This is a genomic window from Streptosporangium sp. NPDC049644, from assembly GCF_040675205.1.
Lineage (GTDB): Bacteria > Actinomycetota > Actinomycetes > Streptosporangiales > Streptosporangiaceae > Streptosporangium > Streptosporangium fukuiense.
Window position 1 is genome coordinate 25944 of record NZ_JBFAOJ010000070.1, and the last position, 26302, is coordinate 52245.

General features: G+C 69.8%; 23 protein-coding genes and 2 rRNA genes. 4 read left to right on the top strand and 21 right to left on the bottom strand.

All coding sequences use genetic code 11. The features are described from left to right. Positions 1-136 precede the first annotated feature (136 nt). The 3 genes from AB0J58_RS31030 to uvrA all read right to left on the bottom strand — a co-directional run bounded on the left by AB0J58_RS31030 (position 137) and on the right by uvrA (position 4154). On the bottom strand, positions 137-589 hold the full coding sequence (locus tag AB0J58_RS31030; protein ID WP_364222401.1) for a Rieske (2Fe-2S) protein: 453 nt from the start codon (positions 587-589) through the stop codon (positions 137-139). Positions 590-799: 210 nt separating this feature from the next. Further along, positions 800-1225 carry a Rieske (2Fe-2S) protein gene (locus tag AB0J58_RS31035; protein WP_364151275.1) on the bottom strand — a complete coding sequence of 142 codons (426 nt, stop codon included), beginning with the start codon at positions 1223-1225 and terminating at the stop codon, positions 800-802. Between the two features lie 88 nt (positions 1226-1313). After that, positions 1314-4154: an excinuclease ABC subunit UvrA gene (gene uvrA, locus AB0J58_RS31040; RefSeq protein WP_364222404.1), complete on the bottom strand. Its 2841-nt coding sequence runs from the start codon at positions 4152-4154 to the stop codon at positions 1314-1316. 270 nt (positions 4155-4424) lie between these two features. Here uvrA and AB0J58_RS31045 point away from each other — a divergent pair, with 270 nt between their 5' ends. Then, entirely contained in the window at positions 4425-5066 is a 642-nt protein-coding gene (locus AB0J58_RS31045) for an MBL fold metallo-hydrolase (RefSeq protein ID WP_343969001.1), read from the top strand. Between the two features lie 63 nt (positions 5067-5129). On the opposite strand, the gene pssA is transcribed toward AB0J58_RS31045, so the two are convergent. From pssA to AB0J58_RS31105, 12 genes are all read right to left on the bottom strand, one after another. Beyond that, entirely contained in the window at positions 5130-5963 is an 834-nt protein-coding gene (gene pssA, locus AB0J58_RS31050) for a CDP-diacylglycerol--serine O-phosphatidyltransferase (protein ID WP_343968999.1), read from the bottom strand. Beyond that, entirely contained in the window at positions 5950-6597 is a 648-nt protein-coding gene (locus AB0J58_RS31055) for a phosphatidylserine decarboxylase (RefSeq protein WP_343968997.1), read from the bottom strand. The genes pssA and AB0J58_RS31055 overlap by 14 nt, the downstream gene beginning before the upstream one ends. Positions 6598-6725: 128 nt before the next feature. Then, entirely contained in the window at positions 6726-7715 is a 990-nt protein-coding gene (locus tag AB0J58_RS31060) for a TerC family protein (protein ID WP_364222408.1), read from the bottom strand. Between the two features lie 310 nt (positions 7716-8025). Beyond that, the gene (locus AB0J58_RS31065; protein WP_364222411.1) at positions 8026-9141 is read right to left on the bottom strand and encodes a glycosyltransferase family 4 protein; all 1116 of its coding nucleotides are present in this window, start codon (positions 9139-9141) and stop codon (positions 8026-8028) included. Next, entirely contained in the window at positions 9134-10783 is a 1650-nt protein-coding gene (locus tag AB0J58_RS31070) for a lipid II flippase MurJ (protein ID WP_364222414.1), read from the bottom strand. The genes AB0J58_RS31065 and AB0J58_RS31070 overlap by 8 nt, the downstream gene beginning before the upstream one ends. Continuing rightward, positions 10780-11646 carry a hypothetical protein gene (locus tag AB0J58_RS31075; protein WP_364222417.1) on the bottom strand — a complete coding sequence of 289 codons (867 nt, stop codon included), beginning with the start codon at positions 11644-11646 and terminating at the stop codon, positions 10780-10782. Before AB0J58_RS31075 ends, AB0J58_RS31070 begins: the two co-directional genes overlap by 4 nt. 4 nt (positions 11647-11650) lie before the next feature. Next, positions 11651-12625, bottom strand: coding sequence for a copper transporter (locus AB0J58_RS31080; protein WP_364222420.1), 975 nt, complete (start codon positions 12623-12625; stop codon positions 11651-11653). Continuing rightward, the gene (gene steA, locus AB0J58_RS31085; protein ID WP_364222423.1) at positions 12622-13833 is read right to left on the bottom strand and encodes a putative cytokinetic ring protein SteA; all 1212 of its coding nucleotides are present in this window, start codon (positions 13831-13833) and stop codon (positions 12622-12624) included. The genes AB0J58_RS31080 and steA overlap by 4 nt, the downstream gene beginning before the upstream one ends. 156 nt (positions 13834-13989) lie before the next feature. Beyond that, positions 13990-15702: a DNA repair protein RecN gene (gene recN / locus AB0J58_RS31090; protein WP_364222426.1), complete on the bottom strand. Its 1713-nt coding sequence runs from the start codon at positions 15700-15702 to the stop codon at positions 13990-13992. A 90-nt stretch (positions 15703-15792) separates the two neighbouring features. Further along, positions 15793-16698 (bottom strand): NAD kinase, encoded by a 906-nt coding sequence (locus AB0J58_RS31095; RefSeq protein ID WP_343968981.1) that lies wholly within the window; start codon positions 16696-16698, stop codon positions 15793-15795. Positions 16699-16828: 130 nt separating this feature from the next. Continuing rightward, on the bottom strand, positions 16829-17647 hold the full coding sequence (locus tag AB0J58_RS31100; protein ID WP_364222429.1) for a TlyA family RNA methyltransferase: 819 nt from the start codon (positions 17645-17647) through the stop codon (positions 16829-16831). Beyond that, complete coding sequence (locus AB0J58_RS31105; RefSeq protein WP_364222432.1) at positions 17644-17817, bottom strand: hypothetical protein; 174 nt, start codon at positions 17815-17817, stop codon at positions 17644-17646. Before AB0J58_RS31105 ends, AB0J58_RS31100 begins: the two co-directional genes overlap by 4 nt. Before the next feature lie 435 nt (positions 17818-18252). Between AB0J58_RS31105 and AB0J58_RS31110 the strand changes: the two genes are divergently transcribed. Then, positions 18253-18600, top strand: a complete 348-nt coding sequence (locus AB0J58_RS31110) for an SCP2 sterol-binding domain-containing protein (RefSeq protein ID WP_030905074.1) — start codon at positions 18253-18255, stop codon at positions 18598-18600. 62 nt (positions 18601-18662) lie between these two features. Here the strand turns inward: AB0J58_RS31110 and AB0J58_RS31115 are convergent, their stop codons facing one another. Continuing rightward, positions 18663-19670 (bottom strand): HAD-IIA family hydrolase, encoded by a 1008-nt coding sequence (locus tag AB0J58_RS31115; RefSeq protein WP_364222435.1) that lies wholly within the window; start codon positions 19668-19670, stop codon positions 18663-18665. Between the two features lie 50 nt (positions 19671-19720). Then, positions 19721-20152 (bottom strand): tetratricopeptide repeat protein, encoded by a 432-nt coding sequence (locus AB0J58_RS31120; RefSeq protein ID WP_343968972.1) that lies wholly within the window; start codon positions 20150-20152, stop codon positions 19721-19723. A gap of 121 nt (positions 20153-20273) precedes the next feature. Here AB0J58_RS31120 and AB0J58_RS31125 point away from each other — a divergent pair, with 121 nt between their 5' ends. Both AB0J58_RS31125 and AB0J58_RS31130 read left to right on the top strand, forming a co-directional pair. Further along, positions 20274-21605, top strand: coding sequence for a DUF1015 domain-containing protein (locus tag AB0J58_RS31125; RefSeq protein ID WP_364222438.1), 1332 nt, complete (start codon positions 20274-20276; stop codon positions 21603-21605). Positions 21606-21748: 143 nt separating this feature from the next. Next, entirely contained in the window at positions 21749-22675 is a 927-nt protein-coding gene (locus tag AB0J58_RS31130; RefSeq protein WP_364222441.1) for an MBL fold metallo-hydrolase, read from the top strand. Positions 22676-22774: 99 nt separating this feature from the next. Here the strand turns inward: AB0J58_RS31130 and AB0J58_RS31135 are convergent, their stop codons facing one another. The 4 genes from AB0J58_RS31135 to AB0J58_RS31150 form a co-directional block, all read right to left on the bottom strand. Beyond that, positions 22775-23812 (bottom strand): hypothetical protein, encoded by a 1038-nt coding sequence (locus AB0J58_RS31135; RefSeq protein WP_364222444.1) that lies wholly within the window; start codon positions 23810-23812, stop codon positions 22775-22777. Continuing rightward, positions 23719-25410: a hypothetical protein gene (locus AB0J58_RS31140; RefSeq protein ID WP_364222447.1), complete on the bottom strand. Its 1692-nt coding sequence runs from the start codon at positions 25408-25410 to the stop codon at positions 23719-23721. The genes AB0J58_RS31135 and AB0J58_RS31140 overlap by 94 nt, the downstream gene beginning before the upstream one ends. A gap of 556 nt (positions 25411-25966) precedes the next feature. Continuing rightward, positions 25967-26083, bottom strand: a 5S ribosomal RNA gene (gene rrf, locus AB0J58_RS31145). A 131-nt stretch (positions 26084-26214) separates the two neighbouring features. Next, positions 26215-26302, bottom strand: a 23S ribosomal RNA gene (locus tag AB0J58_RS31150); the annotation flags it as partial.

Consider the following 26302-nt stretch of genomic DNA (forward strand, 5'->3'; position numbering starts at 1 on the left):
CACACGGAAAGCCTATCGGCCCGGACCGACAGGTTTCCTTGCCACTTTTCCCGGCACGGCCTCCGCACCCGGAGAACCGGTGACCGCGACCCCGCCGCCGGGGCGAGTTCTCCCGGCGGCGGGGTCAGGACCGGATTCAGGCGAGGCTGATGGAGTCACCGTCCACCTTGATCGCCTTCTCCTCCAGTGGCTTCGAGGCCGGGCCGTCCGCCACGGAACCATCAGCGATCTTGAACTTGCTGCTGTGGCACGGGCAGTCGATGGTGCCGTCCGCGACCTTGTCCACGTCGCATCCCTGGTGGGTGCAGACGGAGCTGAACGCCTTGAACTGGCCCGCGGTCGGCTGGGTGATCACAATCTTCTGGTCCTTGAAGACCTTGCCGCCCCCCTCGGGGATGTCCGCGGTCTTGGCCAGAACGTTCGCCCCGGAGTCGCCCGCGCCGGCCTCCGGCGCCTGCGAGGACGCGGTCGACGAGGTGTCGCCGCCGCTCGCCGCGGGCTCTTCCGAGCTACCGCACGCGGTCAGCACCGCGGCCACCCCGGCCCCTCCGGCACCCAGTATCACCGTGCGACGTGTCGTCTCAGTCATGTATCTCCTCCAGGATCATCATCTTCAGGTACGGCTGGCACCCCGATGACGGTTCAGCATGCCGTACGCCGTGTCAGGAGACTGTGAAGAATCAAGCCCTTGGCGCTCTTTCTGGATCATTCGGAGAATCCCCCGGTACCCCTCATCGCGGATTTCGACCCCGGCGAGCTCGACGAATCCGCCCTCTGGAGGAGATGGCTGCGCGAACCGTCAGACCACGATGATCCCGTCGCCTTCGAGCTTCAGCGCGTACTGGACCAGCGGTGCCTCCGCCGGGCCCTTGAGGCATTTGCCGGAGTCGGCGGCGAACTCGCTGCCGTGGCAGGGGCAGTGGATGACGCCGTCCCCGACTCTCCCGACCGCGCATCCCCGGTGCGGGCAGCTCGCCGTGAACGCCCTGAACAGTCCGGAGGTCGGCTGGGTGATCACGATCTTCCACTTGGTGATCACCTTGCCGCCGCCGACCGGGATGTCGGCGGTCCTCGCGATGACCTTCCCCTTGATTCCCGGCGGCACGATGGCGGCGGCGGGCTCCCCGCTGCCGCACCCGGCCAGCGCCGCCCCGCACGCCACGGCCCCCGCGGCGGCGATCACCTGCCTGCGCGCGGGCATGGCGGAGGTTTCCTGCATGCTCATTGCGGCCCTTCTCGCAACGTCATCCCCGTCAGAACCGGGCTCTCGCGTCAAGGGTATTGACGTGGGAGCCCGGTTCTGAATCCGGCCTTCAGGTGCCGAGGATCTTGCGCAGGAAGCGGCCGGTGTGACTCTCGTCGACCAGGGCGACGTCCTCGGGCGTGCCGACGGCGAGCACGGTGCCTCCCCTGGAGCCGCCCTCCGGGCCCATGTCGATCAGCCAGTCCGCGGTCTTGATCACGTCGAGGTTGTGCTCGATGACGATGACCGTGTTACCGCCGTCGACGAGCTTGCCCAGCACGCCCAGCAGCCTGCGGATGTCCTCGAAGTGCAGGCCGGTGGTGGGCTCGTCGAGCACGTAGATCGTCCGGCCGGTGGAGCGGCGCTGCAGTTCGGAGGCGAGCTTGACGCGCTGGGCCTCACCGCCGGACAGGGTCGTGGCGGGCTGGCCGAGCCTGACGTACCCCAGGCCGACGTCGTAAAGCGTCTGCAGGTAGCGCTTGATGGACGGGATGGAGTCGAAGAAGCCCAGGGCCTCCTCGATCGGCATGTCGAGCACCTCGGAGATCGTCTTGCCCTTGTAGTGGACCTCCAGGGTCTCCCGGTTGTAGCGCGCCCCGTGACAGACCTCGCAGGGCACGTAGACGTCCGGCAGGAAGTTCATCTCGATCTTGAGAGTGCCGTCTCCCGAGCACGCCTCACACCGGCCGCCCTTGACGTTGAAGCTGAAGCGCCCCTTCTGGTAGCCGCGGACCTTGGCCTCCGTGGTCTGCGCGAACAGGTCACGGACCTTGTCGAAGACGCCGGTGTAGGTCGCCGGGTTGGAACGGGGCGTGCGGCCGATCGGCGACTGGTCCACGTGCACGACCTTGTCGACCAGGTCCATCCCGTTGACCCGCGCGTGCCGGCCGGGGACGGTACGGGCGCCGTTCAACTCCTTGGCCAGCGCGTTGTAGAGGATGTCGTTGACCAGGGTGGACTTGCCGGACCCCGAGACCCCGGTGACCGCGGTCAGCAACCCGAGGGGGAACTCCACGTCGACGCCCTTGAGGTTGTGCTCGCGGGCGCCCTTCACGGTGAGCTGCCGCTTCCTGTCGCGCTTGCGGCGTACGGGGGGGATGGCGATGGTCCTGCGGCCGGACAGGTAGGCGCCGGTCATCGACTCCTCCGAGGCCAGCAGGTCGGCCACGGTGCCGGAGACGACGACCTGGCCGCCGTGCTCGCCCGCTCCCGGGCCGATGTCGACCACCCAGTCGGCGGCGGCGATGGTGTCCTCGTCGTGCTCGACCACGATGAGCGTGTTGCCCATGTCGCGCAGCCTGATCAGAGTCTCCAGCAGCCGCTGGTTGTCGCGCTGGTGCAGGCCGATGGAGGGCTCGTCCAGCACGTACAGCACACCGACCAGGCCGGAGCCGATCTGGGTGGCGAGCCGGATGCGCTGTGCCTCACCACCCGCGAGGGTGCCTGAGGCCCGGTCCATGGTCAGGTAGTCGAGGCCCACGTCGAGCAGGAAGCCCATCCGGGCGTTGATCTCCTTGACCACCCGCTCGGCGATGTGCATGTCACGGTCCGACAGTTTCAGCCCCGCCAGGAACGTCGCGCAGTCGCCGATCGACATCGCCGAGACCTCGGCGATCGAGCGGCCGTCGACCGTGACGGCCAGCGAGACCGGCTTGAGCCTGGCTCCCTCGCAGGCCGGGCACGGGATCTCCCGCATGTAGCCTTCGTACTTCTCCCGCATGCCGTCGCTGTCGGACTCACCGTGGCGACGCTGCACCCAGGGGATGGCTCCCTCGAAGGTGGTGTAGTAGGAGCGCTCTCGGCCGTAGCGGTTGCTGTAGCGGACGTGGACCTGCTCGTCGTGACCGTGGAGCAGGGCCTTCTGCGCCTTCTTCGGCAGCCGCTCCCACGGGGTGTCGAGGCTGAATCCCATGTTCAGGCCGAGCGCCTCGACGAGGCGGACGAAGTAGTCGCTGGTGTGACCCCCGGCCCACGGGGAGATCGCCCCCTCGCCCAGCGGCTTCTCCGGGTCGGGCACGATCAGGTCGGGGTCGACCTCCATGCGGACGCCCAGGCCCGTGCACTCCGGGCAGGCGCCGAAGGGCGAGTTGAAGGAGAACGAGCGGGGCTCCAGCTCCTCGAACGACAGGTCGTCGTAGGGGCAGTAGAGGTGCTCCGAGTAGAAGCGCTCACGGTTCGGGTCGTCCTCGGGCAGGTCGACGAACTCCAGGGTGATCGTCCCGCCCGACAGCTGCAGGGCGGTCTCCACCGAGCCGGTCAGGCGGCTGCTCGCGCCCTCCTTCACCGCCAGGCGGTCGACGATCACCTCGATGTCGTGCTTCTCCTGCTTCTTCAGCGTCGGCGGCTCGTCCAGCCGGACCACCGTGCCGTCGACGCGGGCCCGGGCGAAGCCCTTGGCCTGCAACTGGCTGAAAAGCTCGGCGTACTCGCCCTTGCGGCCGCGGACCACCGGGGCGAGCACCTGGAAGCGGGTGCCCTCGGGAAGCTCCATCACCCGGTCGACGATCTGCTCGGGACTCTGCCTGGCGATCGCCCGCCCGCACCGGGGACAGTGCGGCTTGCCGATGCGCGCCCAGAGCAGGCGCAGGTAGTCGTAGACCTCGGTGATCGTGCCGACCGTGGAGCGCGGGTTGCGGCTCGTCGACTTCTGGTCGATCGACACCGCGGGTGAGAGACCCTCGATGAAGTCCACGTCGGGCTTGTCCATCTGCCCGAGGAACTGCCGCGCGTAGGCCGACAGCGACTCGACATAGCGGCGCTGCCCCTCGGCGAAGATCGTGTCGAAGGCCAGACTGGACTTGCCCGAGCCGGACAGCCCGGTGAAGACGATCAGAGAGTCTCGCGGGAGGTCCAGCGAGACGTCCTTGAGGTTGTGTTCGCGTGCACCACGCACGATGAGGCGGTCAGCCACGGTAGTCCCGACGTCGATTTAGAGGGTTGGAAGCGGTCGCGGGAAGACTAGCGAGAGGGACCGACAATTTTCCGGGCCGGCGTCCGGAGCTCAGGGGTTCCCCGCCCTCTCCAGACTACGGTCTTCCCTTGGATGTGGCAGGTCGTCCCCGGTTTCAACAGTGTGAACACCCCCCTTATGCCCCGCCCCGCCCGCCGGACGGCGATGATGAGGGTGGGGACGGGCACCATCCGCGCCCCGCCCTGCCGTGACAGCATCCGAGGAGAATCCGTGACGTACACCGGTGATGTACAGGTCGGCGGCCCCGCAGACCTGCGTGAACTGCCCGGCCTGACGATCGCCAAGCTGGCCGTCGGCCCGTTCGACAACAACGCCTACCTGCTCCGGTGCACCCGGACCGGTGACGGCGCGCTCATCGACGCGGCCGCCGAGCCCGACCGGCTGCTGGAACTCATCGGTGACCGGCCGATCAGCAAGATCATCACCACCCACCAGCACGGCGACCACTGGCAGGCCCTGGCGGAGGTCGCCGGGGCGACCGGTGCCTCGGTGATCGCCCACCCGCTCGACGCGCCGGGGCTGCCGGTGCCGGTGGACCTGGAGGTGGAGCACGGCGAGGAGATCACCGTCGGCGAGGTCGGCCTGGAGGTGATCCACCTGCGCGGGCACACCCCGGGTTCGATCGCCCTGTACCACCCCGGCCACCTGTTCACCGGCGACTCGCTCTTCCCCGGCGGCGTCGGCAACACCAACAAGGATCCCGAGCGGTTCGCCCGGCTCTTCGCCGACGTGTCGGAGCGGATCTTCGACCGGCTGCCGGACGACACCTGGGTCTATCCGGGCCACGGCAAGGACACCACGCTCGGCGCCGAACGCCCCCACCTGCCCGAGTGGCGCGAGCGGGGCTGGTGACGCTCGCGGCGCGGGATCGCACCGCCCGCGGGGACCGCCGGTCCCGGCGGGCGGTTCCGGCGGTCAGCCGACTTCGGCGGACGCCCTGCGCTGCTCCTTGCGCTTCTCCCGCTTGAACATCAGGACACGCAGCGGGATGGCCGCCACGATCGTCATCTGCATGACGGCCCCGACCTTGATCAGCGTGTCGCCACCGGCCAGGCCCGCGACCCAGATGGTCAGGCAGGCAACATTGATCATCATCCAGGCGAGTACCCCGGCGGCCACGTTGCCCTTGGGTTTGGGGTACTCGATCCGGCTCACCATGAGATACGCCACACCGAAGATGGGCAGGATCGTCCAGATCGACGGGGGGAACAGCAGTACGACCGAGACCACGGTCATGGCGCCCATCGGGATGGGCAGGCCCATGAAGTCGCCGCTCTTGGTCTTCACACAGGCGAAACGCGCCAGCCGGATGACCCCGGCCAGCAGCACGGACGCCGCCGCGGTCATCACCAGCAGGAACGGGATCTGCTGATTGAACCCCGCCCAGATGACCACCATGAAGGCGGGGGCGAAGCCGAAGCTGATCACGTCGGCGAGGTTGTCCAGCTCGGCCCCCATGGCCGAGGCGCGGAACTTCCTGGCCACCAGGCCGTCGAACAGGTCACAGGTGGCACCGATCAGCAGGAGCACCACGGCGGTGCCGAAGAACCGGGGGTCGGCCGCGAAGGGCTTGCCCTCCTGCAGCGCGTTGATGGCCGACCAGGAGAGCACGCAGACCGCCAGGAAGCCACAGAGGGCGTTGCCCAGCGAGAGGGAGTCGGCGGCCGACAGGCGGAACGCCTTGCCCACGGGTCCTCGCGGCTCGTCGTCCGTCTCGTCCATCGGCCAGCTCGCGTCAGCCGTGGTCAAGACCGGTCACCCCCGCGACGGTCCGCTGGCCCACCGAGACGGCCGGGGCGATCCCCTCGGGGAGATAGACGTCGACCCGCGAGCCAAGCCTGATCAGGCCGATCCGCTCGGCTCTGGCGACCTTCGCCCCCTCGGCCACGTAGGGCACGATGCGGCGGGCGACCGCGCCGGCGATCTGGACGAACTCGATGTCGCCGAGCGCGGTGTCCAGGTGCCAGACGACCCGCTCGTTGGTGTCGCTGTCCTTGTTGAACGCGGGCAGGTACCCCCCGGAGACGTGCTTCACCGAGGTGACCGTGCCGGCCAGCGGCGCCCGGTTGACGTGCACGTCCAGTGGGCTCATGAAGATCGCCACCCTGGTCCGGCCGTCCGGCCATGGATCGATGCTCTGCACCACACCGTCCGCGGGCGACAGGATCCGCCCGGTGCCCGGAGTCCGATCCGGATCGCGGAAGAACCAGAGCATCCCACCGGTGAGCGCGGTCAGCGGAACCGCCGCCAGCGCCCAGCGCCGGTCACGGCGGCTGAGCAGGGAGGTCACGGTGGCGGCGGCCACGGTCGGAAGCAACCACGGGGAGACGCCACGTGCCAGGCCCAGCGGACCTGGCCGGTGGCTTGCTGAATCGTGGGACACAGGGAACCTTTTGTGATGTCTTGCGGCATTAGACCGGTATGTCTACCCGCTCTGGGGCAGGATGTTACCCATCTCTTAGCCCTTATAAGGCGCAATGAGACAAGCAAAGCGCCTCACACGCCGATTCGCTAGCCCTGCTCGACACTCGCCGGGGTGGTGTTTTCCTTGCCTGCGCGAGCATCACGCCGGACCTTCACGAGGCTGATCACGGTGGTGACGGCCATCGTGACGACGATGACCGACAGTGACACCCAGATCGGCACCTCGGGAGCCCAGGAGACGCCACTGGAGTGCAGCGCCTCGAGGATCAGCTTAACCCCGATGAAACCGAGGATGAACGCGAGACCGTAGCTGAGGTAGACCAGCCGCTGGAGCAGACCTCCCAGCAGGAAGTAGAGCTGGCGCAGACCCATCAGCGCGAACGCGTTCGCGGTGAAGACGATGAAGGCGTCGGTGGTCAGGCCGAAAATCGCCGGAATCGAGTCGAGCGCGAACAGCAGGTCGGTGGTGCCGATGGCGATCATGACGATCAGCAGCGGGGTGACCATGCGCCTGCCGTTGACCTTGACGACGACCTTGGAACCCACGTAGTCGTCGGTGTGCGGCAGCACCCGCCGGGCCCAGCGCAGGACCGCGTTCTCCGGAAGGTCCTCCTCCTGACCGAACTGGCGGACGAGCTGGACCGCGGTGTAGATCAGGAACAGGCCGAAGACGTAGAACAGCCAGCCGAAGTTGGCCAGGGCGGCGGCGCCGAGGGCGATGAAGATGCTGCGCATGACCAGCGCCATCAGGATGCCGACCAGCAGCACCTTGTGCTGGTAGACCCTCGGCACCGCGAAGCGGGTCATGATGATGTAGAAGACGAAAAGGTTGTCGACGCTCAGGCTGTACTCGGTGATGTAGCCGGCGAAGAACTGTCCCGCGGAGGTGGGGCCCGCGGAGATCCACAGCACGATACCGAAGATCACCGCGAGGGTGACGTAGAAGCTGACCCAGAACCCGGCCTGCTTGAGGGAGAACTCCCGCGGCTCACCCCGGTCGACGATCCACAGGTCGAAGGCGAGAACCACGAGCAGACCGCCGATAACGGCCAACCATGCCCAGACAGGAACAATCACAACTGATAAACCTCCGGCGGCGCGCACGACAGACTGCCGGAGGTCTCTCCCGCCCGCATGAGGCATCAACTGAGCCAGTCGAAGTGCGGACCGACAGCCCCGGGGGCCTCGTGGAGCGAGGCAACACCGTGATGACGAGACTGCCGCGAAGGGATACTCCCCCCCTAAACACGCCAGTATAGGTCTCCGGCATGGTGGCACCTAATCCAACATCACGGCCTCTCCGCCTGTTCCGCCGGGCTTCCCGCCTCGCCCGCCGCCAGGCTCCAACCCCCTCCGGAGACCTGGCGCGGACCCCGAGCGGGCCCCTTCAGCCCCTTGGGGAAAGCCCGGCGTAGACCGTGAGCACCGCCTCCAGCGCCTCCGGTTCACCCGGCATCCCACGCCCTCGCCTGGCGGCGGCGGCGGCCAGTTCCGCCGCGAGACCGTCGTCGGCGAGCACCCTCGCGACCGCGTCGCGCATCGCCGCGACATCCCCGTACGGCACCAGCAGCCCCGCCTCACCCACCATCGCCGGGATGCCCCCCACCGCGGTGGCGACGACCGCCGTACCCGCCCGCAGGGCCTCCTGCACGGTGAGCGGCTGCCCCTCCCAGCGGCTCGGCACCAGCAGTGCCCTGGCCACCCCGAGCAGATCCGCCACGTCGGTACGGGCACCGAGCAGCCGCACCGGCAGGTTCTCCCGGTCGATCCGCTCCTGCAACTCCGCCCGCAGCGGCCCCTCCCCCGCCACCAGGAACACCGGCCCCGGCGCGTGCCCCGCGTCCCGGCGAACCTCCGGCAGTGCCTTCGCGACATCGAGCAGGGTCTCCAGGCCCTTCTGCTGGGCGAGCCTGGCGACCGTCAGGAAGATCACCCGCTCTCCCGTACCGAGCTCCCGCCGGATGTCCCCGGCCTCACGCCCGGAAGGGAGCAGCGCGGGCGCCGGGACCACGGCGGCCTCGACGTGCCCGGCCCCCAGGTGGGCCATCCGCTCCCCCAGATCGGGGGAGACGACCAGGATCCGGTCGGCGCGGCGGGCCACGATCCGTTCCAGGAGGCCGTAGACCGCGCCGACCACGCCACCCGCCGTCGCGGCGTTGTGCAGGGTCACCACCAGGCCGGTCCCGGTTCCGGCCAGCGCGATCGCCGCCAGCGCCCCGGCTCTCAGCCCGTGGGCGTGCACGGCGTGCGCCCCGCGCAGCGTCCTGAGCGCCGTGACCGCCCGTAGATCGTCGAGCGGGCGGGGTCGATCGGAGATCGGCACCGGCACGAAGCGCGCGCCGAGTGCGGCGAACCCGAAGGCCCGCTCCGTGCTCGGGGGACCCGCCACGACCACCCGGTGGCCGCCGCGCACCAGCCCTCCGGCCAGCATGGCGACGTGCCTGCCGACCCCTCCCTCGCTCGTGCCCAGCACGAACGCCACCCGCGTCCCCTGGTCAGCCATCGAAACCGCTCCCCTCCTTCACCGGTCCCCCGCGCAGTCGTGCCAGCAGCGCCCGGGCGTCCCGCCTGTCGATCATCATCGCCACGGCCGCGAACACGGCCGTCCCGGCGATCGCGGCGGCCAGTCCGACCGCCACGGACTCCCACCTGGACACCGCTCCGAAGGCGTCGACCAGGGTCAACCCCGCCCCCCAGGCCGCGACGCCGCCGACCAGGGCGGCCAGGAAGGTGCGCGGCGTTCCCTCCAACGCGGCCGCCCCCCTGGCCCGGAGTACCGCGAGGACCAGCAGCAGCCCGCCGACGGTCATGCCGATCGTGCTGCCCAGCGCCAGTTGCCCGACCACGTCGGCCGGACCCGCCGCGGCGTGGGCGAGCACGACCTGTGCCGCCAGTGCGACGGACCACCCGGCCACCGAGGCGACCGCCGCCGACCGCCCCAGACCGCAGGCGTACAGGATGCGGGCCAGGTGCAGCATGAGCGCGTACCCGGCCAGGCCGGGCGCGAACAGCGCGACGGCCCTGGCCATCTCGGCGGGCTCCCCGCCCGGGGTCTCCTCCAGGAAGACCCGCGACACCGGCAGCGCGACCGCCGCCATCACTCCGGCCGCGAGCCCCGTCACCAGCAGCACGATCCGCGTGGTGGAGGAGGTCAAAGCGTTGAACCCGGGCAGGTCCCCCTCTTCGGCGCGGGTGGACAGCACCGGGAAGGAACTGGTGGCGATCGGCATCACGAGCACCGCGTACGGCAGCTGGTACAGCGCCCAGGCGTAGGTGTAGACACCGATCGCGCCCTTGCCGCCCAGGCTGTTGGCCAGGAGGATGACGACGAGCAGCGCGATCTGCTGCGCGATCAGCACGGCGATACCGGCGGTGGCGAGCCCGCGCGCCCGGGCCGCGACCCCGGGTGGGAACGACAGCGAGGGCCGCAGCCGGAGCTTGAGCCTGGCCACCGGGACGACCACGGTGAGCACCATCGCCGCGGCGGCGACGGTCGCACCCAGGGAGAGCGAGAGCTGCCCCGCGGCGGTCAGGTCCGCCAGGTCCCCGGCGGCCGTCCCGTTGAGCACCTCGAACAGCAGCATGGAGCCGACGATGAGCAGGCTGGAGACCAGCGGAGCCAGGGCCGGGCCCATGAACCGCCGGTGTGCCTGGAGCACGCCGTACAGGACCACTGCCAGCCCGAAGAAGATCATGCGGGGGGCGAAGACGACGAGCATGCCGGTGCCGACCTCGACGACCTCCGCCAGGTCGCAGCCGCCCGGAGCGCCCACCAGCAGCGCGACGACCGGCCCGGCGAACGCCACGATGAGCAGCGCCAGCGGCACCATGACGAGCATCACCCAGGTGAGCAGCGCCGAGGTGATCTGGCCGGCCTCCGCCCTGGCCTCGGGATCGTCGTCGGCCCGGGAGGCCGCCGAGGCCAGCACCGGCACCACCATCCCGGCCAGCGCGCCGCCCGCCACCAGCTCGAAGACGATGTTGGGCACGTAGTTGGCGGTGTTGTAGGCGGTGCTCAGGCAGAGGTTGCCGACGGTCTGCGACTGGACGAGATAGCGGCCGAACCCGACGAGCCGGGCCAGGACGGTCACGATCCCGATGAGAAGTGCCGCTCCCGCGACCCCCCGGGCGATCCTGCTGCTCATCGGGTGGCGGGTGCCTGCTCCATGGGACGACGGCCGAGCATGTCGAAGCGGTGCAGGACGGGGTTGCCCGCGATCACCTTGGTGAAACTGACCTTCTCCGAGGCGGCGGTCAGCGCGACCACCGTGCCGAGCACGGCCAGGCGTCCCGGACGGCCCAGGGTGGCGGCGGCGGCCAAGCCGACAAGCGCGCCCAGCGCGTTGGCCCCCGCGTCGCCGAGCATGGCCCGCTCGCCGAGGTCCTCGGGCAGCAGCGCGGCGGCGGCGCCCATGGGAAGCGCGGCCAGGGTTGCCGGGACCGGGTCGCCCCTGAACAGAGCCGCGGCGAGCAGGGGTGCGCCGGCGAGCAGCCCCACCTTGACGGCACGCCCGGGACGCAGGTCGAAGAGGTTGGCCAGGTTGGCGCTCCCGGCGATCAGCGTGCCGTTGACGGCGACGTCGAGGGGCGCGCGGGAGACGGCGGTTGCGGCGGCCAGGCCGGTCGCGCCGATACCGAGGATCTTCACGGCCCCGCTGGTGACCTCCCCCTTGGCCAGGGCGCTCAGATGCCCCTTGAATCCCTTGGAGGAGGTCGCGCCGTACAGGTCGTCGTAGGCACCGAGGCCGCCGGCCCCCACGGCGGCCAGCAGCGCCGCCACCCGGGCCCTGCCGGTCAGACCGGGGATCACGGCCGCCGCGGCACCGGCACCGGCGACGAACGCCGGGCCCTCCAGCAGGGTGATCGGTTCGCCCCTGTGGTTCGTGCGCGCCCAGGTCTCCACATCGCCGACCGGAGGCCTGCGGGTGAAGGCCGCGTACGCGGCACGCGCGGCGACCGCGCCGAGGAGCGCACCGGTGAGGGCACCGAGAAAAGCACGACGAGCCATCGGGTCATCCTCCGGAGGTGGCCGTGACGGCCGTGGGGGTGGGCGTCGCGCTGGGCTTGATACCAGAGACGCCGGAGCCTATGCCGTACTGGCCGGCGAGCCCGGCCAGTTGCTCTCGGAGAGCGTAGACCACCACGACCCGCCCCGCGGGCATATCCGCGGTGTCGACACTGGAGACCTTCTCCGTGAAGGAGGTGTCCTCGCGGAGCGCGGTGATGATCCCACCGGCCGCGGCGGAGGTCTGCGTACCGGCCACCACCGTGCCCTGGCCCACCTCGTCGAGGCCCAGCGCCAGTGCCACCAGCGCGCCTGCCCGCCCGGCGGCGGTCTCTCCGGTGTACGCCTCCGCGGGGGCGATCACCAGGGCCAGTTCCGCGCGCTTGGCGGGGTCGTCGGTGACGGTGAGCAGGCCCGCACGCTGGAAGGCGTCGAGGATGCCCACTCCGGCCGGATGCTCCTTGCCCGCCTGGACGGGGTCGCTGGTCACGATCGCGTCGGCGAGCACCTGGGCCGCCTTGTCGTATGCCGTGTCCTCGACGGGGAAGACGGTCTCGGCGGCCTTGGCCCCGACGGCCAGCTTGTCGACGAAACCTGTCTGGGCGGGGTCGATGTACCTCTCGGTGAGGGTGATCCGGCCGGTCACGATCGCCCCGGCCTCCTCGATCACCTGCTGCGCCGACTCACGCACGCTCACCGTGGCGCCCGGCGCCTCGACGACCACGACGCGCCTGCCCACGAGCGCGTCCTGGACCAGCCGGGGGGTGTCGGCGGCCACGAAGGCGTCGTTGCCCGCCTCGCGCCGCTGCAGGGCCTCCACCTGGGTGCGGAGCTCGTTGTTGCCCTCGCGAAGCTGGTTGGCCAGGCCCTCGCTCGCCTTGATGACGGGGTCTTCGAGGAGGGTGGTGCCCAGCACGATGCCCACCGACAGCGCGAGGAAGATCGCGACGATGGAGACGAGGTGATAGCGGAAATCGATCACGAGAAGAGTCCGACCAGCCAGAAGATGAAGCCGCTCCAGACGTCGCGGACGCTGTCCAGCCAGATCTTGCCCACCGGAGAGACGACGATCGCCACTCCCATGGTGATCAGCGTGGTGGCGACGAGCAGGAGCAGGGACGGGGTGGAGATCCGGCTGCGGTAGAGCCGGCTGACGCCTTTTGCGTCGACGAGCTTGCTGCCCACCCGCAGGCGGGTGAGGAAGGTGCTGGCCATGCCGGAGCGCCCCTTGTCGAGGAACTCCACCAGCGTCGCGTGGGTGCCGACGGCGACGATGAGGTCGGCGCCCTTGTCGTCGGCGAGCAGCATGGCGATGTCCTCGCTGGTGCCGATCGCCGGGAAGAGCACCGCGCTGCGGCCGAGCTGCTGGACCCGTTCCAGTCCCGGCGCCCTGCCGTCGCGGTAGGCGTGCACGACCAGCTCGGCACCGGTGGTGAGCGCCTTGGTGGAGACCGAGTCGAAGTCGCCGACGATGATGTCCGGCAGGTAGCCGGCCTCCAGCAGCGCGTCGGCCCCGCCGTCCACCCCGATCATGACCGGGCGGTACTCACGGATGTAGGGGCGGAGGGCGGCGATGTCCTCCTTGTAGTGGTAGCCGCGCACCACGATGAGGACGTGCCGGCCCTCCATGACGGTCCGGATGTCGGGAACGCCGATCCCGTCGATGAGGAGGTCACGCTCGCGGCGGACGTACTCCATGGTGTTGACCGCGAACGCCTCGATCTGCACGGTCAGCCCGGCCCGCGCCTCGGTCATCGCGGCCTCGACGGACTCGGGGGTCTGCACGTCGCCCTTGCCGACCGCCTCATCGTCGAGGTAGACGACGCCCTCGTGCAGCCGGACCAGGTCTCCGTCCTTGATCCGTTCGAACAGCTCGGAGGTGGCGTTGTCCACGAACGGCACTCCGGCGTCAACGATGATCTGCGGGCCCAGGTTGGGGTAACGGCCGCTGATGCCCGCGGCGACGTTGACAACGCCTGCCGCACCGCACGCGACAAGCGCCTCCGCGCTGACCCGGTCAACGTCAACGTGATCGATAATCGCGATTTCCCCGGCCCTGAGGCGCTTGGTCAGCCTCTTGGTCCGCCGATCGATTCTCGCCACTGCCGTCACCCCGGGAAGGTCCGTGACCTTCCTGCGGCGGAGGTACCCGGTGAGCCTGTCTTGAAGCCCGTCAATCGGCACCTTCATCACGACCATCCTGCCAGAGTGAACGACCAGGAGAGCCAAACAGTCGGCAGCGTGTCAGGTACGTCACCAGTGACCCCCGCCACCCGCTCCCCCGGAACATACGGATTACTCCTTCAAACCGCTACTTACTCCCTCGTCCCTCCCGGGGATGTCCGGTCACGCCTTGTCGGCGGCCGCGATCGACAGGAGCTCCTCCGCGTGCGCGCGGCCCAGCTCGGAGTTCTCAAGCCCGGCGAGCATGCGGGACAGTTCCCGCGCCCTGCCGTCCTTGTCGAGGGCGATCACGCCGCTCCGCACCACGCTCCCGTCATCGGCCTTCTCCACGACGAGATGCTGGTCGGCGAAGGCCGCCACCTGCGGAAGGTGGGTGACGACGATCACCTGGGAGGTCCTGGCCAGCCGCGCCAGCCTGCGGCCGATCTCCACCGCGGCCTTGCCGCCCACGCCCGCGTCGACCTCGTCGAAGACGAACGTCGGGACCGGGTCGGCGCCGGCGAACACCACCTCGATGGCGAGCATCACCCGGCTCAGCTCGCCGCCCGAGGCGCCCTTGTTCAGCGGCAGGGGCGGCGAGGCGGGGTGCGGCGACAGCCGCAGCTCGACCTCGTCGACACCGTGCGGGCCGAACTCGGGGGCGGCGACGATGGTGACCACCACCCTGGCGTGCGGCATGGCCAGCGCGGTGAGCTCCTCGGTCACGGCCTGCCCGAAGCGCTCCGCGGCCACCGACCTGACCCGGGTCAGGTCGGCGGCCAGCTCGGTGAGGCGCCCGGTGAGCTCCTCGTGCTCGCGGGTGAGCTCACCGATGCGGTCGTCGTCACCGTCGAGCTCCGCGACACGCGCGGCGGCCCGAGCGGCCCAGGCGAGCACCTCGGCGCTGTCCTGGCCGTACCTGCGGATGACGTGGATGAGCGCGGCCCGCCGCTCCTGCACCGCCGCGAGCCGGCCCGGATCCGCGTCGATCGACTCGGCGTACGCGGCCAGCTCGGTGGCGACGTCGGAGATCAGGTAGCCCGCCTCGGCGAGCCTTTCGGCGATTCCGGCGAGCGCCGGGTCGAAGTCGCGCACCGCCTCGACCGCCGTGCGGGCCTCGCCGACCAGCGCGATGGCGTCCGGCATGGCCTGCTCACCGGACATCGGGTCACCGAGCAGCGCCCGGTGCGCCGTCTCGGCGGCGCTCCGGAGGGAGTCCGCGTGGGAGAGCCGTTCCTCCTCCTCGCGCAGCTCGGTCTCCTCGCCGGCCTTGGGGTCGACCCTCTCGATCTCACCGAGCCCGAACCTGAGCTGGTCGGCCTCCTGGGCGCGCTCCCTGGCTCTGGTGGTCAGCTCGGCCAGCTGTTCCGCGATCTTCCTGTGCCGCTTGTACGCCTGCTCGTAGGCGCGCAACGGCTTGACCAGTTCCTCGCCCGCGTAGCGGTCCAGCGCGGCGCGCTGGCGGCCGGGCTGCAGCAGCCGCTGCTGGTCCATCTGGCCGTGCACGGCCACCAGGTCCTCTGCCAGGTAGGTGAGCGTGCCGACGGGGACGGTACGCCCGCCCAGCCAGGCACGGCTGCGCCCCTCGACGGAGACGGTCCGCGAGATGATCAACTCGCCGTCCTCGACCTCGCCGCCCACGTCCTGGACCTGCTGCGCGACCCGTCCCGCCGGGTCGACGATCAGTGTGCCCTCGATGGTGGCCCGCTCGGAGCCGGGACGGACCCGGGCGGGATCGGCCCGGCCGCCGAACAGCAGCCCCAGACCGGTCACCACCATGGTCTTGCCCGCACCCGTCTCGCCCGTGACCACGGTGAATCCCGGCGATAGCACCAGGACGGCCTCGTCGATCACGCCGAGCCCCTGGATGCGGACCTCCTCGACCCTGGGTCGCACTGGTCCCTCCCGTCACATCGAATTCACCGAACATCAGTGCGGTGCGCGGGCACGATCCTACGCGCTTGAGACGTCACCCGCCCTGCCGTACTAGGGCCTCACACGTCCGCGCCACCCCTGTACAGGGAGATCGAACTTGGCGACCAACCTGTCGGTGAACGGCGCGCCCGTGTCCTCCAGACCGTGCAGCCGAGCCAGTCGTACCGGTAGCTCGGCCCGTCGCAGTTCCACCCTCGCCCCGGCGGGCAGGTCGAACCTGCGGCGCCCGTCGCACCACAGCACCGCTCCCGCGGTCTCCGTCTGGACCTCCAGCGCGAGCCTGGAGCGGGGCGAGACCACCAGGGGCCGGGAGAACAGCGCGTGGGCGCTGATCGGCACCAGCAGCAACGCCTCCACCTCGGGCCAGACGACCGGCCCTCCCGCGGAGAAGGCGTACGCGGTGGAACCGGTCGGCGTGGCGCAGATCACCCCGTCACATCCCCAGCGCGACAGCGGGCGCCCGTCGATCTCGGCGACCACCTCGAGCATCCTCTCGCTCTTCTCGACGGTGGCCTCGTTCAGCGCCCAGCTGTCGGCCAGCAACTTGCCGTTGAGGCGGGCGGTGACCTCGATGGTCATCCGCTCCTCGACGTCGTAGCGACCTTCCACCACACTGTCGACCGCGACCGCCAGGTTCTCCACCTCGGCCTCCGCCAGAAAGCCCACGTGCCCGAGGTTCACCCCCAGCAGCGGCACGCCGGCCGGGCGGGCGAACTCGGCCGCCCGCAGGAGGCTCCCGTCGCCGCCGAGCACGATCATCATCTCGGCGTCGTCGACCGCCGCCGAACCGGCGGGCACCACGTCGGCCCCGGCGCAGGCGATCTCGTCGGCCTCGGCGCTGAGGACGCGCACGGTCAATCCGGCGTCCAGGAACCGCTGGATCACCATCCGGGCGCTGTCGACGGCCGCCGGCCGGCCGGTGTGCGCGGTGACCAGCACGACGCGCTTGGCAGTCATCTCATCTCCTCGAGCGTGGAGACCCCGAGCCCTGGCTCTGGGGAGGAAGTCCAACTCAGCTCTTCCAGTGTGGGTGCCCCGAGTTTCGGCTCCGGGCAGGATGTCAGGTCGTGTTCTTCCGGGTCGCCCGCTACCGGGGGCCCTCCGCCACCGCTCGCTCGATCTCGGCGCCGAGGTCGGCGACCGGCGGAGCCCCCTCCCCCTTACCCAGCCAGATGACGTACTCGACGTTGCCCGACGGGCCGGGCAGCGGGCTCGCGGTGACCCCTCGCACGGCCAGGCCGAGCGCCCGCGCGGTTTCGGCCACGTCCCGGACGGCCTCCGCGCGGAGCGCGGGATCACGGACGACGCCGCCCGCGCCGACCCGCTCCCTGCCGACCTCGAACTGGGGCTTGACCAGCATCGCGAAATCGGCCCGCTCGGCGGCGCAGCGCACCAGGGCGGGCAGCACCAGGCGCAGCGAGATGAAGGAGAGGTCCCCGACGACCAGGGTGGGCGCCTCGCCGACCTGGTCCGGCGTCAGGTCCCTGACGTTGACCCGCTCCATGACCGTGACCCTGTCGTCGGTCCGCAGCGACCACGCGAGCTGGCCGTAGCCGACGTCGACGGCCAGCACGTGGGCCGCACCGCCGCGCAGCAGCACGTCTGTGAAGCCTCCGGTGGAGGCGCCGGCGTCCAGGCAGCGGCGCCCGGCGACCGTGAGTCCGAGGGGACCGAATGCCTCCAGCGCGCCCAGGAGCTTGTGCGCCCCTCGCGAGACGTAGTCCGGGCCCCCGGTCTCCTCCACCACCACGATGGCCGAGGCGGTGTCGACCTGGGTCGCCGGCTTGGCCGCCACCCGGCCGCCGACGCTGACCCGGCCGGCCTCGATGAGCTGGGCCGCCTGTTCCCTGGAGCGCGCCAGCCTCCTGCGGACGAGTTCGCTGTCGAGGCGTACCCGCCGGCTCACGGGTGCCGGTCCGGGGCGTCGTCCACCGAGGCGAGCGCCTGCTCCAGTCCGGTGAGCACCTCCTCGAAGACGTCCGCGTGCGCGGAGACGGGCAGGACGCCGAGCCGGGCGAGCCCGCCCAGCGCGTCGTCCGCCCGCTCGTCGCCCGTCTCCTCAAGCAGGTCCGTCATGCGCCCCCTCCGGATCCTCTCCTGGCCGCCTCGGCCGTCGTGGCCGTCCCGGTGCCCCTTGCCGCCGCACGGACGCGACGCTCACCGGTCCCGTGCCCGTGAATTCCCCGACCGTATCGGAACCCGCGCCCCCCGTCGCCCCGGCGGGCCTCCCCGGTTCCGTCGTCTCCCGCCTCCCGCCGCCCCGGCGTGGGCCGGGAGTGCGGTTTCTTCAAAGCTGGGCAAAGCGCGAACTATCGCGGGGGCTCGCGCGTTGTCATCTCATTAAGATCGGCGGCCGCCCAGGCACACCCTCCTCAGGGTTTCGTGCGCCGCGGCGTACGCCTCTTTCCCGGCACACCCCGCGCCGGATTGCATGCCGTACCCATGTGGAACGCTACCGTCCGTACCTGAAAGGGATTAAGGCCGGTCCGGAAGAGAAGGGAGCGCCACGCGATGGCGACCGTCGACGAGTGCCGGGCGGCACTGCGCAAACTCGGCGAGCAGTTCGACGAGGTTGACCAGGCAAGCCGCGCCAAGCACGTGGTCGAGCGCAGCATCAGCTGCCACATCAAGGATCTCGGCGTGACCTTCTACGGCCGCATCCACCACGGCGGTCTCGGCCCCTTCGAGGATCTGCCCTCGGACGACGGCAGGGAGGCGGAGGTGAAACTGACCATCGGCAGCGATGATCTCGTCGCCCTGGTCAACGGGGAACTCGACATGGGGCGGGCCGTGTTCGGCGGCCGGGTCAGGGTCGACGCCAGCTTCGGCGACCTTCTCCGCCTGCGCAAGCTTCTCTGAGAGGCCCGCCCGAGGGCGGGATCACCTGAGGGGGAGTCCGTCTGGACGAGGACGGCACTCTCTCAGCCTGCGGGCGAGAACGCGGAGTCGAGTGCCGCCTTCACCGCGTCCTCGTCCGCCCGCCCCTCCCCCGCGGCCTCCCAGGTCGCGGCCGAGGCGGCGCGGAGACCGTCGAGCGGCTCGCCTCCTCCCTCAAGGGTGAGGGCTCCCTCCTGCCAGCGGGCCGTCCACCCGTCGCAGGTCCACCCGTCCCGGACCCGCCGTACCTCGGGATAGGGCCGGTGCAGTGCGGACAGATCGTCGGCGACATAGGTCGGCCGGTGCCGGGGAGCGGCGGTCAGCACGTCGAGCGCGTTCGCCACCCCCGTCAGGACCAGCAGGCTGTCGACTCCGGCGTTGGTCGCCCCCTCGATGTCGGTGTCGAGCCGGTCACCGACCACCAGGGGCCGCCGTGACCCGGTACGGAGCATCGACTCCCGGTGCAGGGGCGGCTCGGGCTTGCCCGCGACGATCGGCTCCACCCCGGTCGCCGTGGCGATGACCCTGACCATCGCGCCGTTACCGGGAAACTCGCCTCTGCCGGTCGGCATGGTCGAGTCGGCGTTCGCGGCCACGAAAAGCGCTCCCTCACGCACCGCGAGTGTCCCCTCGGCCAGTAGGCCGTAGGAGAGGTCGGGGGCTATGCCCTGGACGACCGCGACCGGGCTGTCCAGGGCGGTGCTGACCGGACGCAGACCATGGGCGCGCAACGCGGTGCGCAGTCCCATCCCGCCGACCACCAGCACCGCGGCACCCGGCGCGACCCGCTCGGCCACGAGCCGTGCGGCTGCCTGGGCGGAGGTGACGACGTCGTCGGGGATCGCCGGAGCACCCAGCGCGCTCAGGTGCTGGGCGATGGCGCCGGGGGTGCGTGAGGCGTTGTTGGTGACGTAGGCGAGACGCACACCGCGCTCCGCCGCCCGGCGTAGCGCCTCGGGCGCCCCGGGTACGGCGTCGCGTCCGAGATACACCACCCCATCGAGATCAAGGAGGAGGGTGTCATACAGGTCGATCAGCGCGTCGGTGTCCACCGACCTATTTCATCACCCACGTTCCATTGCTCGCACAGATCACATACGGATCACATCCGGCGGGCCCGTAACGTGGCGCGCACGCTTTTCAAAGCGGAGACGTAGTGCCGCTGGTCGGGCCGCATCGCGACGGCAATGGCCAGCGGCTCCTGGGCTCCTTCCATGTCCCCGGTCCGCCACAGGGCGAGCCCGAGACCGAAATACGCGTAGTCCTCGGCTGGATTCGCATCGATGATCCAGCGAAAGCTGTCGACCGCGTCGGCGTACTGCCGGGAGTTGAACTGCGCCCGGGCGAGAGCCTCACGGATGCTCCGGGACTCCGGCTCCGCGTAGGCCGCCCGCTCCAGCAGCGCGGCGGCCGCCGCCGGGCTCCCCTCGGCCAGCAGCCTCATCCCTCGTTGAAACCATTCGTAGACGTCCCCGACCGGAGCGCCCGTCTCGGGGTTGGGGGAATCAGACGGACCGCTACGTCCTTGGACCATTGTGTGAGGCCTCCTTCATCGACAGACGACAGATCTGGCCGACTCCCTGACGGGACCGGGCACCACCGCAGCCTCGAGGCGGCGCCCGGCCGTTTCAGGCCTTTATGGCAGCATGCCCTCTATGGCGAATCCTGAACTGCCGGTGCCCGACGGGCTGGTGCTACGCCCGTTCCACGGCGTACGGTTCACGGTCGACGATCTGGCCGGGGTCACCTCGCCGCCTTACGATCTCATCGACAAGGCAGGCGTACGGGAACTGCTCGACACCCACCCCAACAACGTGGTGCGTTTGATCCTTCCCGGCATCGACCAGCCCAGGTACGCCGAGGCACGGGAGAGACTTCAGGAGTGGCTCTCCTCCGGGGTGCTGGCCGCCGACGAGACACCCGCGATCTACGTCTACGAGCAGTCCGGGCCCGGGATCCTGCAGCGCGGACTCATCGGCGACGTGGGCCTGGCGGGGCCGGAACAGCACATCGTCCTGCCTCACGAGAACGTGATGCCAGGACCGGTCGCCAACCGGCTGGCGCTGATGCGCACCACGGAGGCCAACCTGGAGCCGATCTTCCTGCTCTACGACGGCGCGGGCGGCGCCGCCACCCGCCTCGTCGACCGGATCGCCGCCTCCCGGCCTCCGCTGGCGGAGGCGGTGACCGGCGACGGGGTCAGGCACCGGTTGTGGGCCGTCACCGACACCGGTGAGCTCGCCTCCATCAACGCCGATCTCCGCCCTCGCCAGGCTCTGATCGCCGACGGGCACCACCGCTACGCCACCTACCTCGAACTCCAGCAGGAACACCACGCCGCGAGGCCCGAGCCCGGGCCCTGGGACTTCGGTCTCGCGCTCCTGGTGGACTCCAGCGCCTATCCCCCGCACCTGAAGGCCATCCACCGGGTCATTCCCGAACTGCCGCTCGGGGAGGCACTGGCCAAGGCCAGGAGCTCCTGGCAGGTACGGGAGCACGCGGGCCTGACCGAGGGGCTGGCCGCGCTGGAGGAGAGCACCGGACCGGCCTACCTGCTGTCCGGCGGGGGTCCCGCCTACCTGCTCACCGACCCCGACCCCGACCGGCTCGCGCACGCCATGCCGATCGACCGCTCGGCCGGGTGGCGGGCGCTGAACACCTCCATCCTCGCGGAGTTCCTCCTGCCGAAGGTGTGGGGGATGCGGGACGACGAGCGTTCGGTGCGCGTCGTCCACCACGATCCGGAGGCCGCCGTACAGCTCGCGCGGGCCTCCGGCGGGACTGCGGTGCTGCTGCGCCCGCTGGCGGTCGAGGACGTGCTCGCGATCGCGGCCCGGGGGGAACGGGTGCCCCGCAAGTCCACCTCCTTCGGCCCCAAACCCCGCACCGGCCTGGTGCTGCGTCTGCTCACGAGCGGCCCGGCCCCTCAGCAGGCCGGGGCTTTGAGCGACTCTGAGGTCTCTGGCTCCTGGGGGTCCGAACAGTGACCGGGTTCACGCGTTCACCTCCGAGACGACGCCTTTCTTCACGTACGGAAGTGAGCGGACGAGGACGACTCTCTACGATGTGAGCTGCGCCGGAATGGCCGAATACCGTTCTGGGGACGCCGGTTCCAGATATGAGGTGACCTGTGGACAACATCACCGCCCTCGGCGGAGACGTCTATGAGATCGACACGAGGATGGCCGGATACTCCAGTATCACGGCCGGATACCTGATCCTCGGAGATCGGCCCTGCCTGGTGGAGACGGGCACCTCCACCTCGGCCCCCGTGGTACGCGACGCCCTGACCTCGCTGGGCGTCGGCCCGGCGGATCTCGCGACGATCGCTGTCACGCACATCCACCTGGACCACGCGGGCGGAGTCGGGGACCTCGCCGGTTTCTACCCGGACGCGGAGATCGTGGTTCACGAGAAAGGCGCCCGGCATCTCGCCGACCCGGCCAAGCTGATGGCCAGCGCGCGAATGGTCTGGGGTGACAAGCTGGACATCCTGTTCGGCGAGCTCTCCCCCACCGAAGCCTCGCGAATTCGCGCGCTGGGCGACACAGGCACCATCGACCTCGGCAACGGACGCACGCTGAGCAGTCACTACTCCCCGGGACACGCCAAACATCACGTGGGGCTCATCGACTCCGGTACCGGTGACCTCTATGTCGGCGACGCGGCCGGGGTCTACCTTCCGGAGACGGGCGACCTACGCCCCGCCACGCCCCCGCCGGACTTCGACCTGCAGACCGCGCTGGACTCGATCGCCCTGTTCAGGGCGCTGGGCCCGCAACGGCTGCTCTTCAGCCACTACGGACCGGTCACGGACGTGGAGGAGATTCTGGGACGCTCCGCCGAGGAGTTGCGCGTCTGGGTAGACCTGACCCGTCAGGCCCGCTCACAGGCCATGGACCTGGACCACGCGGTGGCCATGGTCAGGGAGCGGACCCGCGACCGCTATGCGGCGCTGAAGGCGGACGAGGCCACCGCCGAGCAGTTCGAACTGCTGAGCGGCGCCCCGTCCAACGTGGCCGGCATCCTGCACTGGCTGGACCGGACGGAGTCGTAAGGACGCGTCCTTACGGCCCAGGACCGCGCTGGAATCGCCGTTTCAGGGGAACGGGCCGTTTGCCCGCTCCCCCGAAATACCGCGAAGTCCCCCGGGGAACTACTTCTCCTCGGGCTTGCTCCGGCGATTCTGGCCCTGCTCGTCGTCCTCGTCCCGATCGTCGGGGGCGTCCCGGAGGATGTCGCCGAAGTCAGGTTCGATGAAGGCCGGCTCGACAGCCTCCTGGATCTTCCGCTCGGTACCGGCCGTTCCGTTCGGGTCAGCGGTGCCGTTGTCCAGGGCATCACCGATCACGGGCTTTCCCGTGCCGAACGCCTCCTCGTAGAGATCGTCTTCGTCCTCGATGTCCGCGTCCAGAGTCGCCACGTCGTCGATCTCGTCGTCGGCGTCGGCGTCGGCGTCGTCCAGGAAGCGGTCGTCGTCGGCTTCCTCGTCCTCGAAATCGTCGTCCTCTTCGAGATCCTCGATGACGGCCCCGGTCAGCTCCGCGTAACGCTCGGCCGCATCGGTCTCACCGTCCTCGTCGAAAGCCATCGCCCGGCCGAACCACTCGGTGGCGGGCCCCTCGTGACCCGCCTCGAACAGCGCGTCGGCGTAGGCGAAGGCGAGACGGGCCGACCAGGGCTGGGGACGCGTGTCGCGCAGCTCGGGCAGGCGCTGGAGGGTGATGACCGCGGCATCGTGCTGACCGAGATCACGCCGGGCGCCGGACTCCACGATGGCGAGCTCGATCTTGCCGACACGGTCGAGCCGCTCGGCCTCCTTGGAGCGGACCAGATCGAGGGCGCGCTCGGGGCGGCCGAGGCCACGCTCACAGTCCGCCATGATCGGCAGGAACGAGTCAGAACCCGTCATCCGGCGGGCCGCGCGCAGGTCGCTGAGTGCTTCGGAGAAGTGGCCGGCATGGTAGGCCGCGATGCCGACCGCCTCGCGGATCACTCCGATCCTGGCCGCGAAGCGGCGGGCGACCTTGGTGTGCTCGTATGCCCGCTCCGCGTCGCCCTCGCCCAGAGCCCTCTCGGCTGCCACGAGGTGGCGGGAGATCAGCTCCGCGAGGTCGAGCGGGAGGGAACGGAGCTCCTCGCGAATCTCCTTGTCGAGCTCCTCCGCGGTGATGTCCGGGGCGAGCTCCGGCAATTCCTCACGCTGGCGACTGGGAGCCTCGTCACGGCCACCGGGCCGGTCATCCCGGCCATAACGGGTGCGTGACCCCTCGCCATCGCGGTCTCCCCGGTAACCGCCACCGGGACGGTCGTCGCGGTTGAACGGCCTACGCTCACCACTGTCAGGACGCGAACCGTAACGGCTACGAGCCTGATCACGGTCACCGTACGAACGACGCTCCCCGCCCGGACGGTCATCACGGTTGAACGGCCTGCGCTCACCGCTGTCAGGACGCGAACCGTAACGGCTACGAGCCTGATCACGGTCACCGTACGAACGACGCTCCCCACCGGGACGGTCATCACGGTTGAACGACGGACGATCTCCCCGGTAACCACCACCCGGACGGTCATCGCGGTTGAACGGCCTACGCTCACCACGATCGTCACGGTTGAACGACGGCCTGTCCCCACCGGGACGGTCATCGCGGTTGAACGGCCTGCGCTCACCACTGTCAGGACGCGAACCGTACTGACCACGAGCCTGGTCACGGTCACCGTACGAACGACGCTCCCCACCCGGACGGTCGTCCCGGTTGAACGGCCTGCGCTCACCACGGTCATCACGGTTGAACGACGGCCTGTCCCCACCGGGACGGTTGTCCCGGTTGAACGGCCTACGCTCACCACGATCGTCCCGGTTGAACGACGGACGATCTCCCCGGTAACCACCACCCGGACGATCGTCCCGGTTGAACGGCCTACGCTCACCACTGTCAGGACGCGAACCGTACTGACCACGAGCCTGGTCACGGTCACCGTACGAACGACGCTCCCCACCCGGACGGTCGTCACGGTTGAACGGCCTGCGCTCACCACGGTCATCACGGTTGAACGACGGCCTGTCCCCACCGGGACGGTCATCACGGTTGAACGGCCTACGCTCACCACGATCGGGACGCGAACCGTACTGACCACGAGCCTGGTCACGGTCACCGTACGAACGACGCTCCCCACCCGGACGATCGTCCCGGTTGAACGACGGACGATCTCCCCGGTAACCACCACCCGGACGGTCATCGCGGTTGAACGGCCTACGCTCACCACGATCGTCACGGTTGAACGACGGCCTGTCCCCACCGGGACGGTCATCACGGTTGAACGGCCTACGCTCACCACGATCGTCACGGTTGAACGACGGCCTGTCCCCACCCGGACGGTCGTCACGGTTGAACGGCCTGCGCTCACCACGGTCATCACGGTTGTAGGAGGGCCTGTCCCCGCGGTCACGGGCTCCGTAGGAACCGCCTCGGGACTGGTCGCGATCACCGTAGGAACGCTGGTTGTCAGCACGCGGTCCCGAAGACCTCTGCCCACCGCCCGGCCGGTCGTCGCGATTGAAGGGAGGACGACCGGAACCACGGTCGTCACGGTTGTAGGACGGCCTGTCGCCGCGGTCACGAGAGCCGTAAGAACCGCCCGGGCGCCCTTCTCGGCGCTCACCATATCGGGGGCCGTCTCCCGGACGTCCCCTGTAGCCACCTGCGCGATCGCCGCGGTGACCTCCCTGACCGCCAGATCCGCGGTTCTCGCCCTCTTCGCGTCGACCCGCGCCTTCAGGCCGGTTGTCACTGTTCACTTCTGGTCCATTCGTTGGCTCACTCTGCGAGCGCGTCCCATCTCCTCGATCGGATGGGACGGTCGCTGTGCGGGCGGTCTCCGGCCGCGGGGTGCGCCCCGTTCGCTATCGCTGCCCCGCCCTATCGTGGTCTGGCGCGACGAAGGCCACCCGCTGGTGGGGTGGCCCGGCCTCTCCAGCCTAGCAAGCCATTGAAACTCCATACGCCCTTCTCCCGCACCCGCAAATGATCACGAAGCCGGATTTCGGAGTGCTGCGGAGTCCGGCCCCCGCCTGCCACCGCAGGTTCGGTGGAGCAGGGGGCCGCTCAGCGGAGGCTCTCCCTTGGTGGCAAAAAGACTCCAGCGGCCTATCGGAGGTCTTGAGGTCCAGCCGCAATCCCTTGTTCGGAAGCTCTCTGGAAATCACTACGAAACCGGTGGGAGCCGATGCCGGCCCTTGAGATGGAAACTCACTGAAAACCCCAGGAGGAAACCCTGCAAGCCCCGCTGGAGTCCTCCGGAAAACACGAAGGCCCCCACCGAAAGGTGAGGGCCCACATGAAAGATTGTCCGGCGGCGACCTACTCTCCCACACCGTCCCCGGTGCAGTACCATCGGCGCTGAAGAGCTTAACTTCCGGGTTCGGAATGTAACCGGGTGTTTCCCCTTCGCCATAACCGCCGTAACACTATGAAACACACAAACCATCGTTTGCTGTCTCAGAATTGCCTAGTGGACGCGAGCAAGACCTTGATCTGGCGCTGCTCCGGACCCGGCGAAGGGACAGAGCGCTGCACAGACCAAGCATGTTGCTTTGTGGTCAAGTCCTCGGCCTATTAGTACTGGTCAGCTCCACACATTACTGCGCTTCCACTTCCAGCCTATCAACCCGGTCGTCTACCGG